Source organism: Formosa sp. Hel1_31_208 (genome assembly GCF_900104785.1).
GTDB lineage: Bacteria > Bacteroidota > Bacteroidia > Flavobacteriales > Flavobacteriaceae > Psychroserpens.
This window is the reverse complement of the sequence record NZ_LT629733.1, coordinates 32,501-52,445: the sequence shown is the minus strand read 5'-3', so window position 1 is coordinate 52,445 and position 19,945 is coordinate 32,501. Positions and strand designations below refer to the sequence as shown.

General features: G+C 33.8%; 16 protein-coding genes (1 of these 16 only partly in view). 9 read left to right on the top strand and 7 right to left on the bottom strand.

Annotated elements, in window-relative coordinates:
- Positions 1 to 72 precede the first annotated feature (72 nt).
- Positions 73 to 1,764, bottom strand: a complete 1,692-nt coding sequence (gene lysS, locus BLT57_RS00220) for a lysine--tRNA ligase (protein WP_091420601.1) — start codon at positions 1,762 to 1,764, stop codon at positions 73 to 75.
- A 250-nt stretch (positions 1,765 to 2,014) separates the two neighbouring features.
- Here lysS and BLT57_RS00215 point away from each other — a divergent pair, with 250 nt between their 5' ends.
- Positions 2,015 to 2,902, top strand: a complete 888-nt coding sequence (locus BLT57_RS00215; protein WP_091420598.1) for a hypothetical protein — start codon at positions 2,015 to 2,017, stop codon at positions 2,900 to 2,902.
- Positions 2,903 to 2,976: 74 nt separating this feature from the next.
- Here BLT57_RS00215 and BLT57_RS00210 read toward each other — a convergent pair whose 3' ends face one another.
- The 3 genes from BLT57_RS00210 to BLT57_RS00200 form a co-directional block, all read right to left on the bottom strand.
- Positions 2,977 to 3,867: a thioredoxin family protein gene (locus BLT57_RS00210; RefSeq protein WP_091420595.1), complete on the bottom strand. Its 891-nt coding sequence runs from the start codon at positions 3,865 to 3,867 to the stop codon at positions 2,977 to 2,979.
- A 5-nt stretch (positions 3,868 to 3,872) separates the two neighbouring features.
- Complete coding sequence (locus tag BLT57_RS00205) at positions 3,873 to 4,292, bottom strand: DUF1573 domain-containing protein (RefSeq protein WP_091420592.1); 420 nt, start codon at positions 4,290 to 4,292, stop codon at positions 3,873 to 3,875.
- Between the two features lie 110 nt (positions 4,293 to 4,402).
- The gene (locus BLT57_RS00200; RefSeq protein WP_231928731.1) at positions 4,403 to 5,464 is read right to left on the bottom strand and encodes a response regulator transcription factor; all 1,062 of its coding nucleotides are present in this window, start codon (positions 5,462 to 5,464) and stop codon (positions 4,403 to 4,405) included.
- Between the two features lie 119 nt (positions 5,465 to 5,583).
- On the opposite strand from BLT57_RS00200, the gene BLT57_RS00195 reads away from it, so the two are divergent.
- The 3 genes from BLT57_RS00195 to lipB are packed head-to-tail and all read left to right on the top strand — an operon-like array spanning position 5,584 to position 7,255.
- Positions 5,584 to 5,742, top strand: coding sequence for a YqaE/Pmp3 family membrane protein (locus BLT57_RS00195; RefSeq protein ID WP_091426573.1), 159 nt, complete (start codon positions 5,584 to 5,586; stop codon positions 5,740 to 5,742).
- Between the two features lie 38 nt (positions 5,743 to 5,780).
- On the top strand, positions 5,781 to 6,554 hold the full coding sequence (locus BLT57_RS00190; protein ID WP_091420588.1) for a hypothetical protein: 774 nt from the start codon (positions 5,781 to 5,783) through the stop codon (positions 6,552 to 6,554).
- A 2-nt stretch (positions 6,555 to 6,556) separates the two neighbouring features.
- Entirely contained in the window at positions 6,557 to 7,255 is a 699-nt protein-coding gene (lipB, locus tag BLT57_RS00185) for a lipoyl(octanoyl) transferase LipB (RefSeq protein WP_091420584.1), read from the top strand.
- A gap of 35 nt (positions 7,256 to 7,290) precedes the next feature.
- On the opposite strand, the gene BLT57_RS00180 is transcribed toward lipB, so the two are convergent.
- From BLT57_RS00180 to BLT57_RS00170, 3 genes are all read right to left on the bottom strand, one after another.
- Positions 7,291 to 8,340 (bottom strand): nucleoid-associated protein, encoded by a 1,050-nt coding sequence (locus tag BLT57_RS00180; RefSeq protein WP_091420581.1) that lies wholly within the window; start codon positions 8,338 to 8,340, stop codon positions 7,291 to 7,293.
- A gap of 419 nt (positions 8,341 to 8,759) precedes the next feature.
- The gene (locus BLT57_RS00175; RefSeq protein ID WP_091420577.1) at positions 8,760 to 11,186 is read right to left on the bottom strand and encodes a hypothetical protein; all 2,427 of its coding nucleotides are present in this window, start codon (positions 11,184 to 11,186) and stop codon (positions 8,760 to 8,762) included.
- Between the two features lie 28 nt (positions 11,187 to 11,214).
- On the bottom strand, positions 11,215 to 11,817 hold the full coding sequence (locus BLT57_RS00170; RefSeq protein ID WP_091420574.1) for a ribonuclease HII: 603 nt from the start codon (positions 11,815 to 11,817) through the stop codon (positions 11,215 to 11,217).
- A gap of 202 nt (positions 11,818 to 12,019) precedes the next feature.
- Here BLT57_RS00170 and BLT57_RS00165 point away from each other — a divergent pair, with 202 nt between their 5' ends.
- From BLT57_RS00165 to BLT57_RS00145, 5 genes are all read left to right on the top strand, one after another.
- Positions 12,020 to 15,127 (top strand): SusC/RagA family TonB-linked outer membrane protein, encoded by a 3,108-nt coding sequence (locus BLT57_RS00165; RefSeq protein WP_091420570.1) that lies wholly within the window; start codon positions 12,020 to 12,022, stop codon positions 15,125 to 15,127.
- A gap of 12 nt (positions 15,128 to 15,139) precedes the next feature.
- Positions 15,140 to 16,540, top strand: coding sequence for a RagB/SusD family nutrient uptake outer membrane protein (locus BLT57_RS00160; protein ID WP_091420566.1), 1,401 nt, complete (start codon positions 15,140 to 15,142; stop codon positions 16,538 to 16,540).
- Positions 16,541 to 16,559: 19 nt separating this feature from the next.
- Entirely contained in the window at positions 16,560 to 17,330 is a 771-nt protein-coding gene (locus BLT57_RS00155) for a hypothetical protein (protein WP_091420563.1), read from the top strand.
- Positions 17,331 to 17,357: 27 nt separating this feature from the next.
- On the top strand, positions 17,358 to 18,206 hold the full coding sequence (locus BLT57_RS00150) for a hypothetical protein (protein WP_091420560.1): 849 nt from the start codon (positions 17,358 to 17,360) through the stop codon (positions 18,204 to 18,206).
- Positions 18,207 to 18,355: 149 nt separating this feature from the next.
- Positions 18,356 to 19,945: the 5' portion of a putative porin gene (locus BLT57_RS00145; RefSeq protein ID WP_091420556.1), read on the top strand. 369 nt of this gene lie beyond the right edge of the window; the window shows 1,590 of its 1,959 coding nt (coding positions 1-1,590); the start codon lies at positions 18,356 to 18,358; the stop codon falls past the right edge of the window.

The following is a 19,945-nucleotide window of genomic DNA, read 5'->3' as shown; positions in this document are numbered from 1 at the left end:
AAAAAAAGGAATTACTTCGAGTAATTCCTTGATGTCTTGTGAAGATTTTATCTGTTTTGAGATAGGCCCAATTTAGACCATTTCCACAAACAAACCATCATCATTCTTGACTACTTTAGCCACTTTTTTACTGGTTAACCCTTTGATAGATTTGTCCCATTTTTTATTACTTAACCCAGATTGTGACTTAAGTGTATTTAAATCGATAGGCGAATTTGATTTCAATGTGGTGAATACCGTTTTTTCATCTTCGGTCATTTCCACTTGCTTTCTTTCAGGTCTCATTTGAGGAAAAAAGAGTACTTCTTGAATGGATTGGTTATTGGTTAAGAACATCACTAATCTGTCCATACCAATTCCCATTCCAGAGGTAGGAGGCATGCCGTATTCTAGGGCGCGTAAGAAATCGTGATCAATAAATTCAGTTGCTTCATCATCGCCTTTTGCAGCCAATTTTAGTTGGTGCTCAAATCGTTCGCGTTGGTCAATTGGGTCATTCAATTCAGAGTAAGCATTAGCAATTTCTTTTCCGCATACCATTAATTCAAAACGCTCTGTCAATTCGGGATTCTCGCGATGTTCTTTGCATAGCGGACTCATTTCCTTTGGGTAATCTGTAATAAAGGTTGGTTGTATGTAATTGCCTTCGCATTTTTCGCCAAAAATTTCGTCAATAAGCTTTCCTTTGCCCATTGTCTCATCCACTTCAACTCCCATGTCTCTGGCGGCTTGACGAATTTCTGTTTCTGATTTGTTGGTGATATCAAATCCTGTAAAGTGCTTTATTGAATCGGTCATTGTGACGCGAGGGTAAGGCGCTTTAAAGTCAATTTGATGTTCGCCAAAAGTTGCTTCAGTGGTTCCATTTACTGCCATAGCACAATGCTCAAGTAATTGTTCACAGAAGTGCATCATCCAGTTATAATCTTTATAAGACACATAGATTTCCATGGCTGTAAATTCTGGATTGTGTGTTCTATCCATACCTTCATTTCTGAAGTTTTTAGAGAACTCATAAACACCATCAAAACCACCAACAATTAATCGTTTGAGATATAATTCGTTGGCTATTCTCATGTAGAGCGGAATGTCTAAGCTATTGTGATGCGTAGTGAATGGTCTTGCTGCGGCACCACCAGGAATGGGTTGTAATATTGGTGTTTCTACTTCGAAATAACCAGCGTCGTTAAAAAATTGGCGCATGGCATTGAATAATTTTGTACGTTTTACAAAGACTTCTTTGACCTGTGGATTTACAACAAGATCGGCATATCGTTGTCTGTAACGTTGTTCAGGATCAGTAAAAGCATCATGTACTATGCCGTCGCTATCCACACGTGGTTGTGGTAATGGTTTAAGCGCTTTACTTAAAATAGTGAAGTCTTTAACCATGACCGTTTTTTCACCAACTTTAGTTGTGAATAGTTCACCTTCAATACCAATAAAATCACCAATATCTAGCAATTTTTTATAAATATCGTTGTATTTGCTCTTGTCATCACCAGTACAAATTTCGTCTCTGTTAAAATACACTTGTATTCTTCCAGCACTGTCTTGGAGTTCAGCAAAACTTGCATTTCCTTGAATTCGACGTGACATTAAACGACCAGCGATAATTACCTTTTTTCCGTTTTCAAAGGTGTCTTTCACCTGTTTAGATGTATGGTCTACAGGGAATAAATCTGCAGGATAAGGATTAATGCCTAAGTCTCTTAATTTTGCGAGTTTATCTCGTCTTACCAATTCTTGTTCTGAAAGCTGCATACTGCCAAATTTTAAGGAACAAAATTAAGCTATTTTAAAAAATAGAAAGAACTCTTTTTGAATAATTTGAAGTTAAAGATTGCTTTTGCACAATTACAAAAGTTCTCGCTTTGTTTTTAACCTAGTTTCTTATGATATAAGTCATAATTTATTTGATGCTAAAAGCTTTACTTTATATGATGTTTTGTTCCTGTTCTAAAAAGTGATAAAGCATTATTAAACAAGTTAATAAATATCTAAATATTGTATCATGAAAAAATATATTTTGAGCTTCATAGCTTTTGGGTTTTTTGGTTTCTATATTTTCGGACAAGATCTGTCACCGTATATAAAAGTTGGTAAATCCACGGAATCTATAGACAATTTATCAAATAAAGTCATTAGTACTTTAAAAACTAATGGATTTCAGGTTTTAGGTTCTTATAATCCATCAAAAAAGGCAACACTAAAGGTTATAGCCTTTACAAATTATGGTTTAAAGACAAAAGTTGTAAAAATTAAAGACAGAGGTGCTCTAGCGGCCATTTTTAAGGTAGGGCTAGAAGAGAAAAATGGTAATGTAGTCATCTCTTACACCAATCCAGATTACATATTAAGAGCCTATCTAATGGATAATTATGAGGTATACAAAAGCACGTTTGTGAAGTTTTCTAAGGATTTAAAAACAGCCTTATCCAGCATAGGAAATGAATTTACCCCTTTTGGTGGAACAGTAAAAGCAGATAAACTTAAAAAATATCATTACAAAATAATGATGCCATATTTTACTGATCCTGTCGTGTTGCATGAATTTGATTCTTTTGAAAAAGGCCTAACTACAATTCAAAACAATTTGAATTCAAAAAAAGGCAAAACGAAACTGGTATATAAGTTGATTTATTCTGAAGAAAAAGTAGCCGTTTTTGGTGTAGGGTTAGAGAGTCCTGATGAAGGGGAAGCAAGTTTTCTTCCAAAGATTGGAGAGGCTCATATTGCAGCTCTTCCTTATGAAATTATTTTACAAGGAAACAAAGCCAGTATGTTACATGGTAAATATAGAATTGCATTGCATTGGCCAGATTTGACTATGGGTACCTTTATGAAAATTATGAGTACTCCTGGAAATATCGAAGATGCTCTAGAAGCGGTTTGTGAATAAGTATAAAACTATTTTGTAAACACCCTTCACGATTAATGTACGTGAAGGGTGTTTTATGTTTAATTTCAAATGTGTTAGCGCATCGAATTTAAGTTCTCTAAATTTTCCTTTAGATTTTCATTTTCAGGAAATAATACGGTTGCTTTTTTTAATATGTCACGACCTAGCTTTGGGTTTCCATTTATTGAAATAGTATTGGCTAAACTCATAAAAGTTCTAGGATTATTAGGAAACAATTTATTGTTTAATCTAAAAACTTCAATGGCTTCGTCCCACTGGTTCTTTAAATATAATACACGACCATAGGTATTCAGTTCAAACATATTACTTACGTTACCTTCGTATTCCTCGACGAGTTTTTCACTTTGTTTTGTAAGACCCTTTAACCCATCATATTTGAGAATGGTATGAACTGTAGCGACGATTTGATAGTTGGATTTGTAGGTATTTGTAGTTACAATATTATACATGTCTTTTTCTAAAGTCTCAACCGGAAATTCAACGATGCGATTAATTTCTTTTCCGTTTTTATAAAAAATAAAGGTAGGGACGCGATGAATATTTAAACCAGCTTCGTCATGATTTGGACTTTGTTTGTACATATTTGACTGTCCGCTTAATGCAACTACCCGTAATTGGTTCTCTGAGAAGTTACAGGCCTCTAATATTTTGTAAAAACGAGGTACTTCGCGCTTGCTATCACCGCACCAGGTTCCCATAAAAATTGTAATATTGAAGTCTTTTAATGCCGAACTTAGCACGTTAATAGTATTTTGCTCTAAATTGTACGCATCATAATTTTCAGAGAACCATGCGTTATAATTGTTAGATGTTAAACCTGCCTTATTAATAGTTCCGAGGAGAAAAGGTGTGTTTCCTTCATTTTCAATTTCTTTGTTCAGGTTTTGTGCTGTCATAGTCATGTAGAACATGAAAGCTATGAGTAGTGGGATTCTTACTTTCATAATTCTTATTTTATAGTTTTTGAGTCCTTTTTAATAACCTTGCCTTTGATTTGAAGTCGCTTTTGATTGTTTTTGGCATTTGATAATATGGTCAATGTCTTAGAAAATTTTCCAAGCCGATTAGTGGCATATTTAACTTCGATAGTGCCAGATTCTCCCGATAGTATTGGTGCTTGAGAATAAGTTGGAACCGTGCAGCCACAAGATGTTTTTACTTTAGAAATGACTATTGGTGCAAGTCCTCGGTTTGTAAATTTAAAGACTCTTACGCCATTATCATGCTGTTGAATGGTACCATAATCAATTGTGTCTTGTTCGAATTCAAACACACCAATCTCTTGATTGCTGACGTCATCTTGAGCAAAACTTATGGTTGTAACAAGACAAAAAAATAGTAGAATAATAGATGTTTTAACTGATTTCATAATTTCTGTTTTTAACGATTAATAGAATCGCAAACATCATGAATACAATTAAGCATCAAGGGCTATTATAGGGTGGAAATGAGTACTAGTACCTGGGTTGAATTTGGTAACTATCTGTTAAACAGTAATTTTAGCTCGTCTCTAGAATTCACGTTAAGTTTCTTGTAAATGTTGTTTACATGTGTTTTTACGGTACTTACGCTAACAAAAAGGGTTTCGGCGATATCTTTATTAGAGTTATCATTTAATAACAAGTCAAGTACTTTTTGTTCTTGTTTAGTGAGTTGCTCTTTAGCTTCAATATGTTGGTTTATTTTTCTTCTTTTTGCTGAAAAGACAAACCATAGATTTAATAATACCGATGCAATTAACAATCCAATGACCAAATAAACCCAATTGAAATCTATTTCTTTTTCCGAAGAAGGAGATACGATAAATTTGTCTGAGCTTAATTCTGCTTCGTATTGTTTGGTATAAGTTGAATTAGGATAATTGTCTTGCAGCCGTCCTAATAATTCATCATAGTATGTGTTGCTTTTTAGGTCTTCAAGATAGTAGTGGTGCAATTGATTACCTCTATCTGATAAAAATGCATAGATATATAATTCAGCAAGTGGTTCGTTAAGGTTCTGACCGAAATCTTGAAGTGTTTTAAACCATTTCTTATTGTTTAAATCTCGGTTCGCTTTGCTTCTAAATTCAGAATAGGCAAATTTCATTTCTTCTTTTAGAGAATCTACTTTGATAAATGTGGCCGTTTTTGGATTGGTTGAAACAATATCACAAAACATCTCTGCTTCAAATGACAAAGGGAATGTAATTGTATCCGTGCTTTTCGCAATAAATAAAATATCCTTACTGTCAGAACAATGCCCTTCAAAATGGTTACTACCTTGATTTAATGAAGAGCAATTATCTACATGGAGTTTGTAGATGTGTTGTTCAGATTCTAACTGATTGCCTGTGAATTGAAAATAACCAGTGCTGTCTGCAATAGTTTTATTAATAATCTGTTCATCATTGATTCCTTCAAGTGTGCGATAGTCATCAATAACAGACAAGAATACTTGATTTTGCCATTGATCATTATCGATATGTCCGTTAAAGCGATGCTGCGCAAAGCTTAAATTTCCGAAGTATAAAAAAGCAATGATGTAGATGAAATTCTTCACAGCACTAAACTAAGATATTTTTAACTAATAGGAAATTTGCATCGTCCTAGTCAATGGATGTAACAAATACAATGACTTTGCGTCAAATAGTTACATCAATCATCAAAAAAATTAATAGTATGAGTTTCTGGAGAGTACTTCTCGCCATCATTTTTCCTCCTTTGTCTGTTATTGGTAAAGGCTGTGGTTCTATTTTAATTGTCTTTTTACTATGGATTTGTGGCTGGGTTCCAGGCGTTATTGCCGCCTTAGTTATCCTGAATAATCCTGAAAGATAAATCGTATCTTTGCTACACAAAATCAAGACGAATTTACAATGAAACAAATTTTTATATGTTTTGCGTGTGCACTCATGCTCGGATTTACTAGTTGCCAGTTTGCTGAAAATATTTATATCAATGAAGATGGAACGGGAAAAATGGAATTTTCAATGGACGCTTCAGAGATGATGAAAATGGTAGCTGAAATGGGAGAAGGTAATGAAGCTTCAGGAATGGACAAAGCTATGGACTCAACTGTCGTTTTTAAAGATTTTCTTTACGAGAAAAGAGATAGTATAGCTACTTTACCAAAAGAAGAACAGGAAAAACTTAAAGCACTGGAGAAATTTAGTATGCATATGATTGTAGATCCTGAAAGTCAAAAAATGGTGTTTGATCTAACTTCCGAATTCAATAATGCGAGCGAACTTCAGGATGTGTTTGGGGCATTAAATAGCTTTAGTGATATGCAAGGCGCAGGAGGAACCTCGAATAATCCTTCGTCATCTAGTCCATTTTCAAGTTTGGGATCCGACGGGTCAACAGATGTGAGTTATTCATTTGATGGATCTGTATTTAAGCGCACAGCAAAGATAATTGATAAAGAAAAGCATCAGCAAGCTATGGATAGTTTAGGGCAAGCTGCGATGATGTTTGGATCGTCTAGATACAAGATTAATTATCACTTTCCTAAACCTGTTAAATCAATTTCAAAAGAAGGCGCTATGTACAGTGAAGATCGAAAAACGGTCACATTAGATGTTGGATTTATGGACGTTTTAAGAGATCCTGAGTTGTTAGATTTTGAAATCGTTTTAGAAGATAAATAACATTGAATAAGCATATAATTTTAGAAGATTTAGGGTCTAAAGATTTTAAAGCAACCTGGGATTACCAAGAGGTGCTTTTTAAAGGCATTTTAGATACTAAAATAAAAAACAGGCGAGAGAACGCTGGTTTAGAAACAGAAAACTATTTTTTGTTTGTAGAACATCCTCATGTGTACACTCTGGGTAAAAGTGGCGATATGTCCAATTTATTGTTGTCTGAAGCACAGCTCACCCAAAAGGGTGCGACCTTCTACAAAATAAATAGAGGAGGAGATATCACCTATCATGGGCCAGGTCAAATTGTAGGTTATCCCATTTTAGACTTAGATAATTTTTTCACAGACATTCATAAATACCTAAGGTTTTTGGAAGAGGTTATAATTCTTACCTTAGCTGAATACGGGTTAAAAACCGAACGTAGTCCTGGTGAAACAGGTGTTTGGTTAGATGTTGGAACACCCTTTGCTCGTAAAATTTGTGCTATGGGAGTGCGTGCTAGTCGCTGGGTGACGATGCACGGATTTGCTTTAAATGTCAATGCCGATTTAGGGTATTTTGATAATATTATTCCTTGTGGAATTCGTGGTAAAGCAGTGTCTTCTTTAAATGTTGAGTTAGGTGTTCAAACCGTTGATGAAGAGCAGGTGAAAGAAACCTTACTAAAACATTTTAAAACCTTATTCGAGGCTGAGTTTGTTTGATAATTACTTCGACATAATAGCAACCTTCAATTATCTTAGCCTTCCTCATTGAAAAACACCTTATAAAAGTGCATTTTTTTCTCGTCATCATAACCGCGTTCTAGATATTCAGCTGAAGCATCAGGAGCATCAACATCGAGTTTGATTTGAATATTAGTATCGAGTTTGATTTCAGTTTTAATTTTTTGCTTTTGTTTTTTAAGAACGACTTCAGAGACATCAAACTGGTTCCTAATTAGGATATTATGGTCTGTTTCGTAGGTTTTCTTATAATCTTCAAATAACTGAATGGTGTCTTCTTCATCAAAGACTTCTTCTTTAAACGTTTCTACATTTACAATTTCATTTTCTTTGAAAAAATCTACTGTTTTAGCTAAGAAATTACTTTGCTGTTGTCCGCCAAATTGAGGTTGCATGATTTCTTTTGAAAATTCCCGGCACATTTCAATGTAATTCTTGGTATGCTGATTTGAATCGTCTGGATATTTAATATTTAGAAAACTTTTAATCCAATATTGTGCATCATAGTTGTTGTTATCCACGCTTAATACGATTTTACCTTCAGTGTCGGCGGCATTCAGTATCAAAACACCTTTATCTACTTTTTTAGTGGCGATTCCTTTTTGCGTAATAATATCAAAGCTGCCATTTTCTAAATAGGTTTGAAAGAAATGTGATTTATTTTCAATTTTAAAAATACCGATTGCATCAGTTTGGTAATCCTCATATTGGATATCATGAAACAGGCATACCAAAACATCGCCAGTTTTAATTTGAGCCGAATTAGACTGCTCAAATAAGTGCATAACAATGTGCTTTGATATTTCTACAAAATTGGCATCATCATTTAGAAGTTGTGTGGCATAGCTATTAATTTCATTTAAGTCAATATTTGCATGATGATTAAAGCGAAAAGATTCAGCGAGATTAGTAAATGGTCGCAATAAATAAGGTAGCATTAAATCATAACTTACTTCTTCAAAATCAATTGGCTGTTCAGAAAAGGCGTTTTTCGTACTATTAAATTTGTTCCCGACTTTATGAAGAATACATTTAGAAATAGAGGCTTTATTGCGTTTAATCATGTCATAAATTTAAAGTCACAATACTACTAAAATTTAGGCTTATTAAATAGTAAAACGCCAAAGAAAACTTTGGCGCTTCACTTAAGATTTAGGGAGCGATTTGGTTGCTGTTAATGTCTTTTATTAATTGAAGCCGATGACCTGTTTATTTCGAGCTTTGCTTTCAATTGTTTCATGATCTCCAATAGGTTCAATTTTAACTTTGTTATTGTAAGGCTGTGCAGGAGTGTTAATGTTTTAAAAATTTAGGTTTGCTGTATTTAACAGCTCTCGATGAAACTTTTGAAAGTCTTCTTTAGAAATGTAATTATTTGATTAATAGCATGTTTAAAGGTAAACATTCCTTTTTAAACAGCAAAGAACTATGTCTAAATAGTTCTTATGTATTGAGTATTGCAGAAAACAAACGCGTCTAACCATTAATGGATTTTGTAGATGATAATGGCGTCTTTTTCACCTTTAGTGATGACTTCTAGTGCATTGTCGTTATCAATATTTTGAATTTCTAATTCAGAATTTGCATACACTGGGAAATTGGCTATTGGTTTGGCTTGACTATCGAATAAATAACCTTTGTTCGACTGTAAATCTGTAACACTGACATAAATTTTATCGTTAATATAGAAAATATTTGGAGCGGTAAATTCCCCAAAATCTAATTCGATTGTTTTAGATTTAATCGTCAGTTTGTTATCATTTAATACCACGAGTGTTTTGCTGGTTGTGGTTATTTTGTGGTCGCTATTCGCATTGAGGTTAGTGTGAGCGATTGCTCCTTTTTGGTTAATCTCCAGGAGCTCACCGTTGCTGTTGGACGTAGTGAATTTATTGTTATATAAAAAGACGTCATTGTTAGAAAAACTAATGCGTTCTTTAACGTCGATTCTAGTTCTACCAATACGATCTAATATTTCTAATTGATTGCCTTCAGCAAAAACTATGAAATCTTTTCTGCCAATTCTAAAATGCTTAGGCTGTGTTGAGATGCTGTTTTTAGCCGACTTATAGTTAAACCCTGATATTCCCTTTCCGTTTTTGTCATACATTAACAAGGATTTATCTTGAGTAATCAATAGACGGTAGTTTTTGTTGTTATCATAATCAAAGACAGAAACTGGCTGAGTAATCGCGTCATTAAATTTTAAAGGGAATGCATTAACATCTTTTCCATTTCTATCAATCACATAAAGTCGCTTTGACGTATTAAATACTAATTGTAGCCGTCCATTCTTGTACGTATCAATTTGTTTGATTTTGCCTAAAATATGTCCGTCTAATTGTTTCTTCCAAAATACCTTACCTTCATTAGAAATGAGATATAAATTATTGTTCACATCTTGTGCAACAATGTCCATTTGATCGTTTTTATGGTTTTTAACAAGCTGAGGAGCTCCAATTAATTCAGCATCCAAAGTAATGTTCAATTCTTCACTAACAAAATGACGTTTTTCATTGCCTTTATGGGTGACCAAAGCAGCGTTAACATGAGCAAAATCAGTATCATAAATAAATTGAATGGCCGAAGACTTGTAACGCGATATGTCTAGTTTTATATCGTCATTAAAATTGAAGTTAATCAGATCATTTAGCGCTGATGAATTCGTGTAAATGAGAAGTGAGGCTTCGTCACTTAAATTTTGATTTAAACTTTTAAAGTGATTGCTTTCAGATAAAATGGTGTTATTCTGGTAATTTGTGATAATGTGTTCTAAATAGTCAATATCGTTTGAAAAGATAAAGAATTCGTCAATCGTAATATAAAGGTCGGCCTTATCAATTGTTAAGACAGGGGCAAAGTGCTTTAAGAAAGATATGTCTTCTAAAGCATAAACAGAAACACCTCTATAGTTGCTTATTGGGGCATCGGTTAGATATCCTGAAGTTATTGTTGGATCGATTGATCTTAAGACAAGAGCCTCTTCATTATTTTTTTTAGTGTATCCAGCTTCGCTAATAGTTTCCAAAATATCGAAATTCAGAGTTAAAGAGTCTTGAAAGTGATGATTGATTAAATTTTGTCTTAATATATCGTAATTGCTGAAAGTGATACTTTTAAAATACTCTGTGTCCTCTGGGAGTACCATTGCTAATTTATTCGCTTGCGGAATTGTATTTTTAAATATATTGATTAAACTTTTGGTAGAATCGGATGATTTGGTAATTCCGTTAAGTAAAATCGCGTTTTGAGAGATTTCACTATCAAAAATCATGTAATCTGAAAATTTACTGTTCTGCAGTATTGAATCTTTAAAAAATTGAAATTTATGATTCTGTTCATTTTGATTGATGAAAACAGAAATCATTTTTTCATTATTAGTTATGGTGTTGAAAGATTCAAATTCGGGTTTTACGCTCTTTGCTTTAGATGCGTTTTTTGCTAACTCGATATTGTTGGATATAAAAACAATGCTGTCTATAAATTTGCTGTAATACGTGTTGTCGTTATAGGTTAATTTATGGATGCTGTTCTTTTTGTCAAAAGAAAAATCTATTTGCAATCCAGGGATAGAATCAAGAGTGTATTTGTTTTTGGAAAGAGGTATAATAAAACTGAGATCTAAACTGTCTTTATTAGTTTCGGATATGGCAATATAGCTTTCGTGAACATTAATAGAATAGAAAGGAGCTAAGAGTAAATTAAAGTCTTTAATTTCTTTATAATTCATTAATCCTTTAATGAGTGCATTGTTTCTCAATCCGTTTTCTAAACTTTCGGCCGAATTGATTTTCAATATAATTTCGGCATTTTCTGGCACAATAGCGATGGGATGAGCAGTGTTTGATCTTGTGTTTTTGCAATTTAAAAGAAGAGAAGCACAAAAACAGATGAACCAGATGTTTTTCATGGAAAGTGATTTTTGCAAATATAAAAAGTTACAGTTCTAATTTTAGTTGTTCGGGTAATAATCTGAAAGATTTTCTATGGTATTTCGTTATTCCATATTTTTTAATAGCAGCGCGATGTTCTTTAGTTGGATACCCTTTATTTTGTTTCCAATTGTACATAGGGAATTCATCATGGATTTTTGTCATGAAAGCATCTCTATGTGTCTTTGCGATAATTGAAGCTGCCGCTATAGATAAATATTTACTATCGCCTTTCACTATAGTTTGAAATGGAACATTTTTGTAGGGTTTAAATCTATTACCATCAATTATTATAAATTCAGGAGTGACCGATAATTGATCAATAGAGTTTTGCATGGCTAATATGGATGCATTAAGAATATTTATTTTATCTATTTCTTCTGGAAAAATATGAGTACACGCATAACTTAACGCTTCCAATTCAATGATTGGTTGAAGTCGTAAACGATTTTTTTCTGAAAGCAGCTTTGAGTCGTTCAGAATTGAATTTTTGAAAGCTAATGGTAAAATCACGGCTGCCGCCGTGACCGGACCAGCCAAACAACCGCGTCCAGCTTCATCTGTACCGCATTCTAAACTTAAATTTGAAAAAGAAGATTTGAGTCCCAATATGTTAAAGTTTGAACAAAGTTAAAATTTTAACGCAACCTATTCTGACTTTATGTATCTAATTACTAGTAATTATAAGGTTTCGCTCGTAAAAATGTATTTCAAATATTTCGTCCGTTGTTAACATTTTTTTGGCATAAATACTTGTTTATTTAATATATTATTAAGATGTTTGCGCTAGACTAACTCAAATAATTGTTTTATGAAATTAAAGTTAACATGGTTAATGACGCTATTTATGGCGTTTGTGATGCAACTCTCTTTCGCACAAGAGAAAACGGTCACAGGAACAGTTACATCTGCGGAGGACGGATTGCCGTTGCCGGGTGTAAGTGTAATAGTAAAAGGAACTACACGTGGAGTTCAAACAGATTTTGATGGGAAATATTCTATCAAAGCAAGTACTGGTGAAATACTAGTTTATAGTTTCGTTGGTATGAAATCTGCTGAAAAGCCAGTTGGAGCAAGTTCAACAATCAATCTCAAAATGGCTGAGGATCTAGCCGAACTAGAAACTGTAGTTATTACAGGTTATAGTGGAGCGACAAACAGTTCTAAGATATCCTCATCATTATCAACTGTATCTGCAGAATCTATTGAGCAAGTACCAATTAACTCGATTGACCAATTACTACAAGGTCAAGCAGCCGGTGTTAACGTAAGTACTGCTTCTGGACAACCTGGACAGAGTGCAACAATTATCATTAGAGGTAGAAACTCTCTAAATGGTGATATTGAGCCATTGTTCATTATTGATGGTGTTCCTGTAGATCAGGATAACTTCCGTAGTTTAAACCAGAATGATATTGAAACAATGTCTGTGTTAAAGGATGCTGCTGCAACTGCTATTTATGGTAACAGAGGTGCAGGTGGTGTAATTCTTATTACAACTAAAACTGGTAAGAAAGGTTCTGGTGTAAAAGTTCAGTACAGAAGTTTATATGGTACTGCAATAGAGCCACAAGTTAGATTTGATGTTATGAACGCTCAGCAATTCTTAACGTTCCAAAGAGACCTTTTACCAGGCACTCAGTTTGGTGACAGTTTAGATGATGCAGCAATTGCATTAATAGCAAATCAATCAAATACAGATTGGACAGACATCTTCTTTAGAAGAGGTAAGACTAGATCTCATGAAATCACAGTAACGACTGGTGGAGAGAATACATCATCATTCTCATCTGTTAACTACTATGAGCAAGAAGGTATTACTATTGGTTCTGATTTGAAGCGTTTTTCTTTTAGAAATAACTTCAATGGAAGCTCAAGAGATAATAAATTTAATTTCGCTACAAACTTAACAATGAACTACTCGGTGAGTAGCTTCGTAGTTGATGCAGCGAGAGGAGGAAACACTGGTGGACAATTAGATAATCCATTTATTGTTCCTTACATTGGTTTGCCTTACCAATCACCTTATAATCCTGATGGTTCAATTAACCTTTGGGGTAGTGGTCCAACAAGTGGTGGAGGTTCTGGAGCATTCAATGCAGACGGATCTTTAAATGCTGATGGAGCCAATGGATTCCAAAACACACCATATATTGCATTAAATACTGCAGCCCTTAATACTGACCAAGAATCAGAGATTAAGATTGTTGGTAGAATATCTGGAGATTACAACTTTGCTAAAAATTTAACAGTTGGAGCTTCTTACGGTATTGATTATACTAATGTTGAGTCATTATTTATCACTGCTCCTGAAAGTATTAGAGGTGTAATTACTCCTAATCAAGGTTCAGAATTAAAAGGTTCTCAATCTGAAAGTTTCTTCAGAAACGCAAATATGATTGCTAACGCATTCGTGAGATATGATAATAATATCACTGAAAAATTAAACTTAAACGTTGCTGTTTTTGGTGAATATAACTATACGAACACACAAAATGACGGTTATACCGCATTTGGTTTAAACCCAGCCTTACCAGGATCTGGAGCAGGTTTTACTGCTGGAGATTTAACGGAAGGTGAAGATAATGATGTTTATAACTACATTCCAGGTGTATTCTCTTCAGAATCTGAAATCGCTTTAGGATCTATATTCGCTACAATGGATTTAGATTATGATGGGAAATATGGTTTTGCTGCATCTATAAGACGTGATGCAACTTCTCGATTTGTTGAAAACAGAGAAGGTACATTCTGGTCAGTTGCTGGTAGATGGAATATCGACAATGAAGCATTTATGGAAAATGTTGATTGGGTATCGACTCTTAAACTAAGAGCTAGTTATGGTGTTGTAGGTAACCAAAATGTTGGTTCACGTTACCAAGGTTTACAAACTGTAAATTCTGGTGCTGGATATCAAAATGCTAATGCTTATTTATTAGGAACATTGATTGATCCGGCTATTCAGTGGGAGACATCAAACCAAGCGAATGTTGGTTTAAGTTTTGGATTCTGGCAAAACCGATTAACTGGTGAGTTGGATTTCTATAACAATGAGACTACAGATTTATTTGCAGGTAAGCCATTGTCAATCTCTGGTACTGGAACAACTTCTGTTCAAACAAACGTTGGTGATATGACAAACCAAGGTATTGACCTTCAGATTTCTTATGATTTATTAAGAAAGTCTGATACGAACCCATGGTCTGTTAGATTAAACGCAAATGGTAACTACAACAAAAACGAAGTAACAAGTTTACCAGGTGGTTTCACAGGAAACACACTGAGAATTGCAGAAGGTAGACAAGCATTCACTTGGTTCTTACCAAGATGGGCTGGTGTTAACCCTGCAAATGGTGAGCCTTTATACTTAGATGTAGATGGTAATGTTACTAATGTATACAGCCCAGATAACGCTGTTTACTTAGATAAAAACTTTGATCCTACTTATACTGGTGGATTTGGAGCAGATATTTCATATAAAGGATTTTCTATGAATATGTTATTTGCATTCCAAGCAGACAGATGGAAACAAAATAGTTCTTTAGCAATTATTGAAGATGCTGGTTTAGCAGGTTTTGCTAACCAATCAGTTTCAATGTTAAATGCATGGACTACACCAGGTCAAGTTACAGATATCCCTTCATTAGCTTTCGGAGGACTAAGAGCTGTTGATGGAGATAGATATTTAGAGGACGCTTCGTTCTTACGTTTAAGAAATGTGTCGTTATCATATAGTGTAGATAGAAAAGTACTTGAACAAACTAAAGTATTTACTGGTGTTCGAGTATTCGTACAAGCTACAAACTTAGTTACATGGACGAAATTTAGAGGATTTGATCCTGAAGGAACTTCGTCAGCGACGTTCTTTGATTATCCTGTGCCAAGAACATTTACATTAGGATTTGACTTAACTTTTTAAAAAAAAATAAAAATGAAAAAATATTTATCAATATTAACTTTAGCCGTTACTGTACTACTTAGTAGTTGTAGTGATTCGCTAGATAGATTTCCAATTGATCAGTTGGTTGAAGAAACAGCCTATAGAACGGTAGGAGACCTACAACTAGGATTAGCAGGAGCTATAGGGAATTATAACCCGAATAATTTTGTTGAATTCAACTCAATTTTCACTGATAACTGTGCTTTAGGTGTGGATAACGGTGGACAAGAGTTAAATACGCTTAATCAGATTTTAAATGCTGATGGTGGAGACCGTGGAATTTGGACGTCTCATTATTCAACTTTAAATGATTTTAACAGATTGTTAGCTGCAGCAGCTGGTATCTCACCAACTACAGCAGAAGTGGCTCAGTATAATAATATTCTAGCCCAAACATATGCGTTTAGAGCGTTAATTCATTATGATTTATTATTGTACTATGGTTTAGACATAAGAGATAATACGTCATTAGGTGTGCCTTATGTAGATTATGTTTCTGCTGATGCAACTCCTGCAAGAAACACTACAGGAGAAGTTTTAACAGCCATTGAAGCAGATTTGAATCAGGCGTTGGCTTTATTCCCTTCTGGTACAACTGATATTAATTATGCAACTCCAGATTTTGTAACCTTTTTAAGAGCTAGAATAGCTTTAGAAACTGGAGATAATCAAGGTGCAATTGGATTCGCTACAAATATTATCAATAACTATCCTTTAGCAACTGCAGGTCAGTACTTCAATATGTTTAACGAAGATGCAGATACTACAGAAGTAATTTGGAAGTATGATAGTGTACAAGGTTTTAACTTAGGTTTAAACTTTATCTGGAACTTTACTGGTCCTGGACCATTTATTGAAATGTCTAACGAATTAGCTGGATTATATGAATCTACTGATATTAGACGTAGTGTGAATATTGATCCTGCAAGTACGCCAGATGACGATATCTTCATTATTGGAAAATATCCTATTAATGCAGATACTCAAGCGATCAACGATTTTAAAGCAATGAGAGTTTCTGAAGCTTACTTAATTAGAGCTGAAGCTTATGCTAAGACAACACAGTTTGGTTTAGCCGCTGGAGATGTTTCTGCTGTAAGAACAATTAGAAACCCTGCAGCTACAGTATCACCTTATGGTACTTTAGGTCAGGCAATAGATGATATCATCGCTGAAAGACGTTTGGAGTTATCTTTTGAAGGTCATAGATATAATGACATTAAAAGAGTAAGAGCTATAACTAATGATGGTATTACTAGAGATGCTTCTGATTGTGAAGGTGCAGTACCATGCGATTTAGCAATTACGTCGGAAAAGTGGATCTTCCCTATTCCAACTACGGAAATTAATGCTAACCCGGTAATTGCAGCTCAACAAGCGCCTAACTATTAATAACAAAAAAAATTAAATTATGAGAATTTTTATAAAATTATGTATAGTAGCGCTTCTATTCACTGCATGTGATGAAACGGAGTCTACTATTTTTGACCCAGCAACAGGACAAACCGGTATCGGTTTTGGAACTGAAGTATTGGATATTTCGGTACCTGTAGGTGGTATTACAGCTACGACTGAGGTGTTTTCAACAACAGTTTCAGCACAAGATAGAACGTTTAACGTAGCGGTTGATACTGACCAGACAAATTTAGATGCAAGTGATTATTCATTAGGATCTGTGTTTATTCCTGCTAACTCTCATGAAGGTACATTGGATGTAACTTTTAATTATGATGGTTTAGAAGATTTCGTAGAATATTTGTTAGTAATTAATTTAGATGTACCAGACGGTGTTCAGGCATTTGGAGGTATAGCTTATACATTACTAAGAGAATTTGATATTGATGAGTTTATATGTTCTGACTTAACTTTAGAAATCAACTTTGATAACTTTGGTTCAGAAAATACTTGGGAAATAGTAGATGATGCAACTGGAGCTGTTGTTGAATCTGGAGGACCATACGCTGATGGCGGAGCTGGTACAACTGAACTTACAGCTATTAGTTTAGCGCCAGGAGATTATACAATGACGTTCTTTGATTCTTTCGGAGATGGTTTATTTGATGGAAATACAACTGGTAGTTACAATCTGTTCTGTGCGGCGCAACCTGTAGTTTCTTATGCAGGAGCGGTAGGTAACTTTGGAGCGGAGAATTCAGATATGTTTACTATAAACGCAGAGTAATAAATAATTTAATAAGACACACATATTATGAAAAACATATTAAAACTTATACCTTTCGTTCTTCTGGTTTTCACACTTTCAAGTTGTGAGGATGATGAAGAGAATAGATTCACAAGTGATCCAACAACTGGATGGGTAGAATTTTCTACACCTACAAGTGGAACAACAATCTCTATCATTACTGAAGAATTACTTTTACCAGTATCGGTAAGAGTACCTCAGTATCCAAACGGACTAACAATTAGTTATGATTTAGTAGCGGTACAGGGTGATTTTAGTGGCATTGTTTCTACGGGAACAAGTATTTTTGCTGCACCAGAGCCTACATCTGTAAATGGTAATTCTAGAGTAGTACCTATAACACTTAATTTTAGTGGAGTAGGTGATTTAGATGAAATTGTTGTATTTGATGTTGTTTTAACGGCTGTAGATAATAATGGCGTACAAATTGGTTTAGATGATGGTAGTATTACTAGCTATAGAATCTCTACACCATGTCCTATTGATATCAATAGTTTCGAAGGAACGTATGATGTAGTAGAAATGTTCACAGGACCACCTAATGGGCCAAACGGACTTACTTTCTTCTTCGGAGAATCATATCAATTAGATATGTTCGTAAATACCGATGATGTGACTGAAACTTCTGTAATTGTAAATAATTCTCCTGGATTTGATACATACATGGCGAATGGTACAATCATGAACTTTGATACATGTAACTTCAATGTAAGCTTTAGTGAATCTCCTTTGGAATTGGCTTTATTTAGTACAATGACAATTGAATCAACTTCTTATACTAATGACGGTGTAATCACAGCTGTTGGACCTTTAGGAAATTTTGGAGAGTACATGTTTACATTTACTAAGCAATAGTAAATTAAACATCTTAATATAATTTGAAAAAAGGCTGAAGTTTACTTCGGCCTTTTTTTATGCTTTTAAATAGCCAAACATACATAAATTGTTAAAAGCTTATGTTGTTTTTTATTTCTAACTATTTTTGCTTCACATAAGAGTAATAAATGAAAAAGTACATTATTGTTTTATTATGTTTGCTTTTTGCTGTAAATCAGGTCATTGCGCAAAAGACGATTGCATTAGACAAAAACCAGTCTAAGCAATTTGATCAAAATGACTCTTTATCTAAGAAAAATAAAGTGAAAGGCTTTAAAGATAAAGCATCAATAGAACAGTACAAACTGTTTGGTGTTAATGGAAATGAGAGTATAGTGGATACGTCACTTACTCTCCAAAAAGCGTATAAATTCAATTATCTGCGAAAAGATAATTTCGGTTTAATGCCATTAGCCAATATAGGTCAAGGCTATAACCAACTAACTCGAGATTTCAATCACAGACATGTATTGCCACAGTTTGGTGCGAGAGCGAGACATTTTAATTACATGGAGGCGGAGGATACTAAGTATTATGAAGTCCCAACACCTTTAACTGAGTTATTTTTTAAAACCGCGTTTAAACAAGGACAACTGCTTGATGCCTTTTTTACGGTTAACACGTCCAAACAATTTAATTTTTCTATCGCTTACAAGGGCCTTCGTTCACTCGGAAATTACCAACACGTATTAACAAGTACAGGTAATTTAAGATTTACCACGAATTTTAAAACCAAGAATCAAAAATATAGTTTTAAAGCGCATATCACGACGCAAGATTTATTGAATCAAGAAAATGGTGGTTTGAGGGCGGAAGATTTGGAAAATTTCAATTCAGGAAATGAAGATTTTATAGATAGAGCTGTATTTGATCCTAATTTTCAAAATGCAGAGAATATTCTTGTTGGTAAACGATTTTATTTAAATCAACAATATAATATTAAAACTGCGAAAGACTCTTTAGATAGTTCATTATCCATAAAGAATATCATTAGTTTTGAAGATAAATACTATCAATTTGATCAAACCTCTAGCGAAGACTTTTTTGGAGAATCATTTAATCAATCAAATATTAGAGATAGAGTAACCCTTGAAAATTTTGAAACTAGTGTATTTGTAAATTATAAGAATGTTTTTTTGGGAGACCTTAATTTAGGTGTTGGTTATAATGATATCAACTACGGATATGATAAAGTAACGCTTATTAATAATATACAAATTCCAAATCGAATACAAGATCAACTGGTCAATCTAGGTGTCAATTACATTAATCAAATAGGGAAGATAAACTTTGATTTTGAATTTAAAACAAACATCTATGGTGATTTTGATAGCAGTTTTTTTAATGGAAAGGCTTCATATCAATACAGCGATGATATTAAGTTAATAGGAAATGTTAATGCTAATACAAATGCGGCTAATTATAATCTCTTATTATATCAAAGCGATTATATTAATTATAATTGGAATAATACTGAAAGTTTTAAAAATGAGAAGACAAAGAATGTTGGTTTTAAATTTGAATCTCAAAAGCTAGTAAGTTTGTCTGTTCAATATTCAAATCTTGATAATTTCTCGTTATTTAGATTTAATGAAGATTTAAATGCAATTAAACCAACACAGATAGATCAATCTATCAGTTTATTAAAAGTAAAATTAGAAAAGGAAATCAAATTAGGCAAGTTTGCGCTGGATAATACGATCTTATATCAAAGAGTT

Coding starts and splice junctions, on each gene's coding strand:
- lysS (WP_091420601.1), bottom strand. CDS start 1,764: ATGCAGCTTTCAGAACAAGAATTGGTAAGACGAGATAAACTCGCAAAA.
- BLT57_RS00215 (WP_091420598.1), top strand. CDS start 2,015: ATGAAAAAATATATTTTGAGCTTCATAGCTTTTGGGTTTTTTGGTTTC.
- BLT57_RS00210 (WP_091420595.1), bottom strand. CDS start 3,867: ATGAAAGTAAGAATCCCACTACTCATAGCTTTCATGTTCTACATGACT.
- BLT57_RS00205 (WP_091420592.1), bottom strand. CDS start 4,292: ATGAAATCAGTTAAAACATCTATTATTCTACTATTTTTTTGTCTTGTT.
- BLT57_RS00195 (WP_091426573.1), top strand. CDS start 5,584: ATGAGTTTCTGGAGAGTACTTCTCGCCATCATTTTTCCTCCTTTGTCT.
- BLT57_RS00190 (WP_091420588.1), top strand. CDS start 5,781: ATGAAACAAATTTTTATATGTTTTGCGTGTGCACTCATGCTCGGATTT.
- BLT57_RS00180 (WP_091420581.1), bottom strand. CDS start 8,340: ATGATTAAACGCAATAAAGCCTCTATTTCTAAATGTATTCTTCATAAA.
- BLT57_RS00175 (WP_091420577.1), bottom strand. CDS start 11,186: ATGAAAAACATCTGGTTCATCTGTTTTTGTGCTTCTCTTCTTTTAAAT.
- BLT57_RS00165 (WP_091420570.1), top strand. CDS start 12,020: ATGAAATTAAAGTTAACATGGTTAATGACGCTATTTATGGCGTTTGTG.
- BLT57_RS00160 (WP_091420566.1), top strand. CDS start 15,140: ATGAAAAAATATTTATCAATATTAACTTTAGCCGTTACTGTACTACTT.
- BLT57_RS00155 (WP_091420563.1), top strand. CDS start 16,560: ATGAGAATTTTTATAAAATTATGTATAGTAGCGCTTCTATTCACTGCA.
- BLT57_RS00150 (WP_091420560.1), top strand. CDS start 17,358: ATGAAAAACATATTAAAACTTATACCTTTCGTTCTTCTGGTTTTCACA.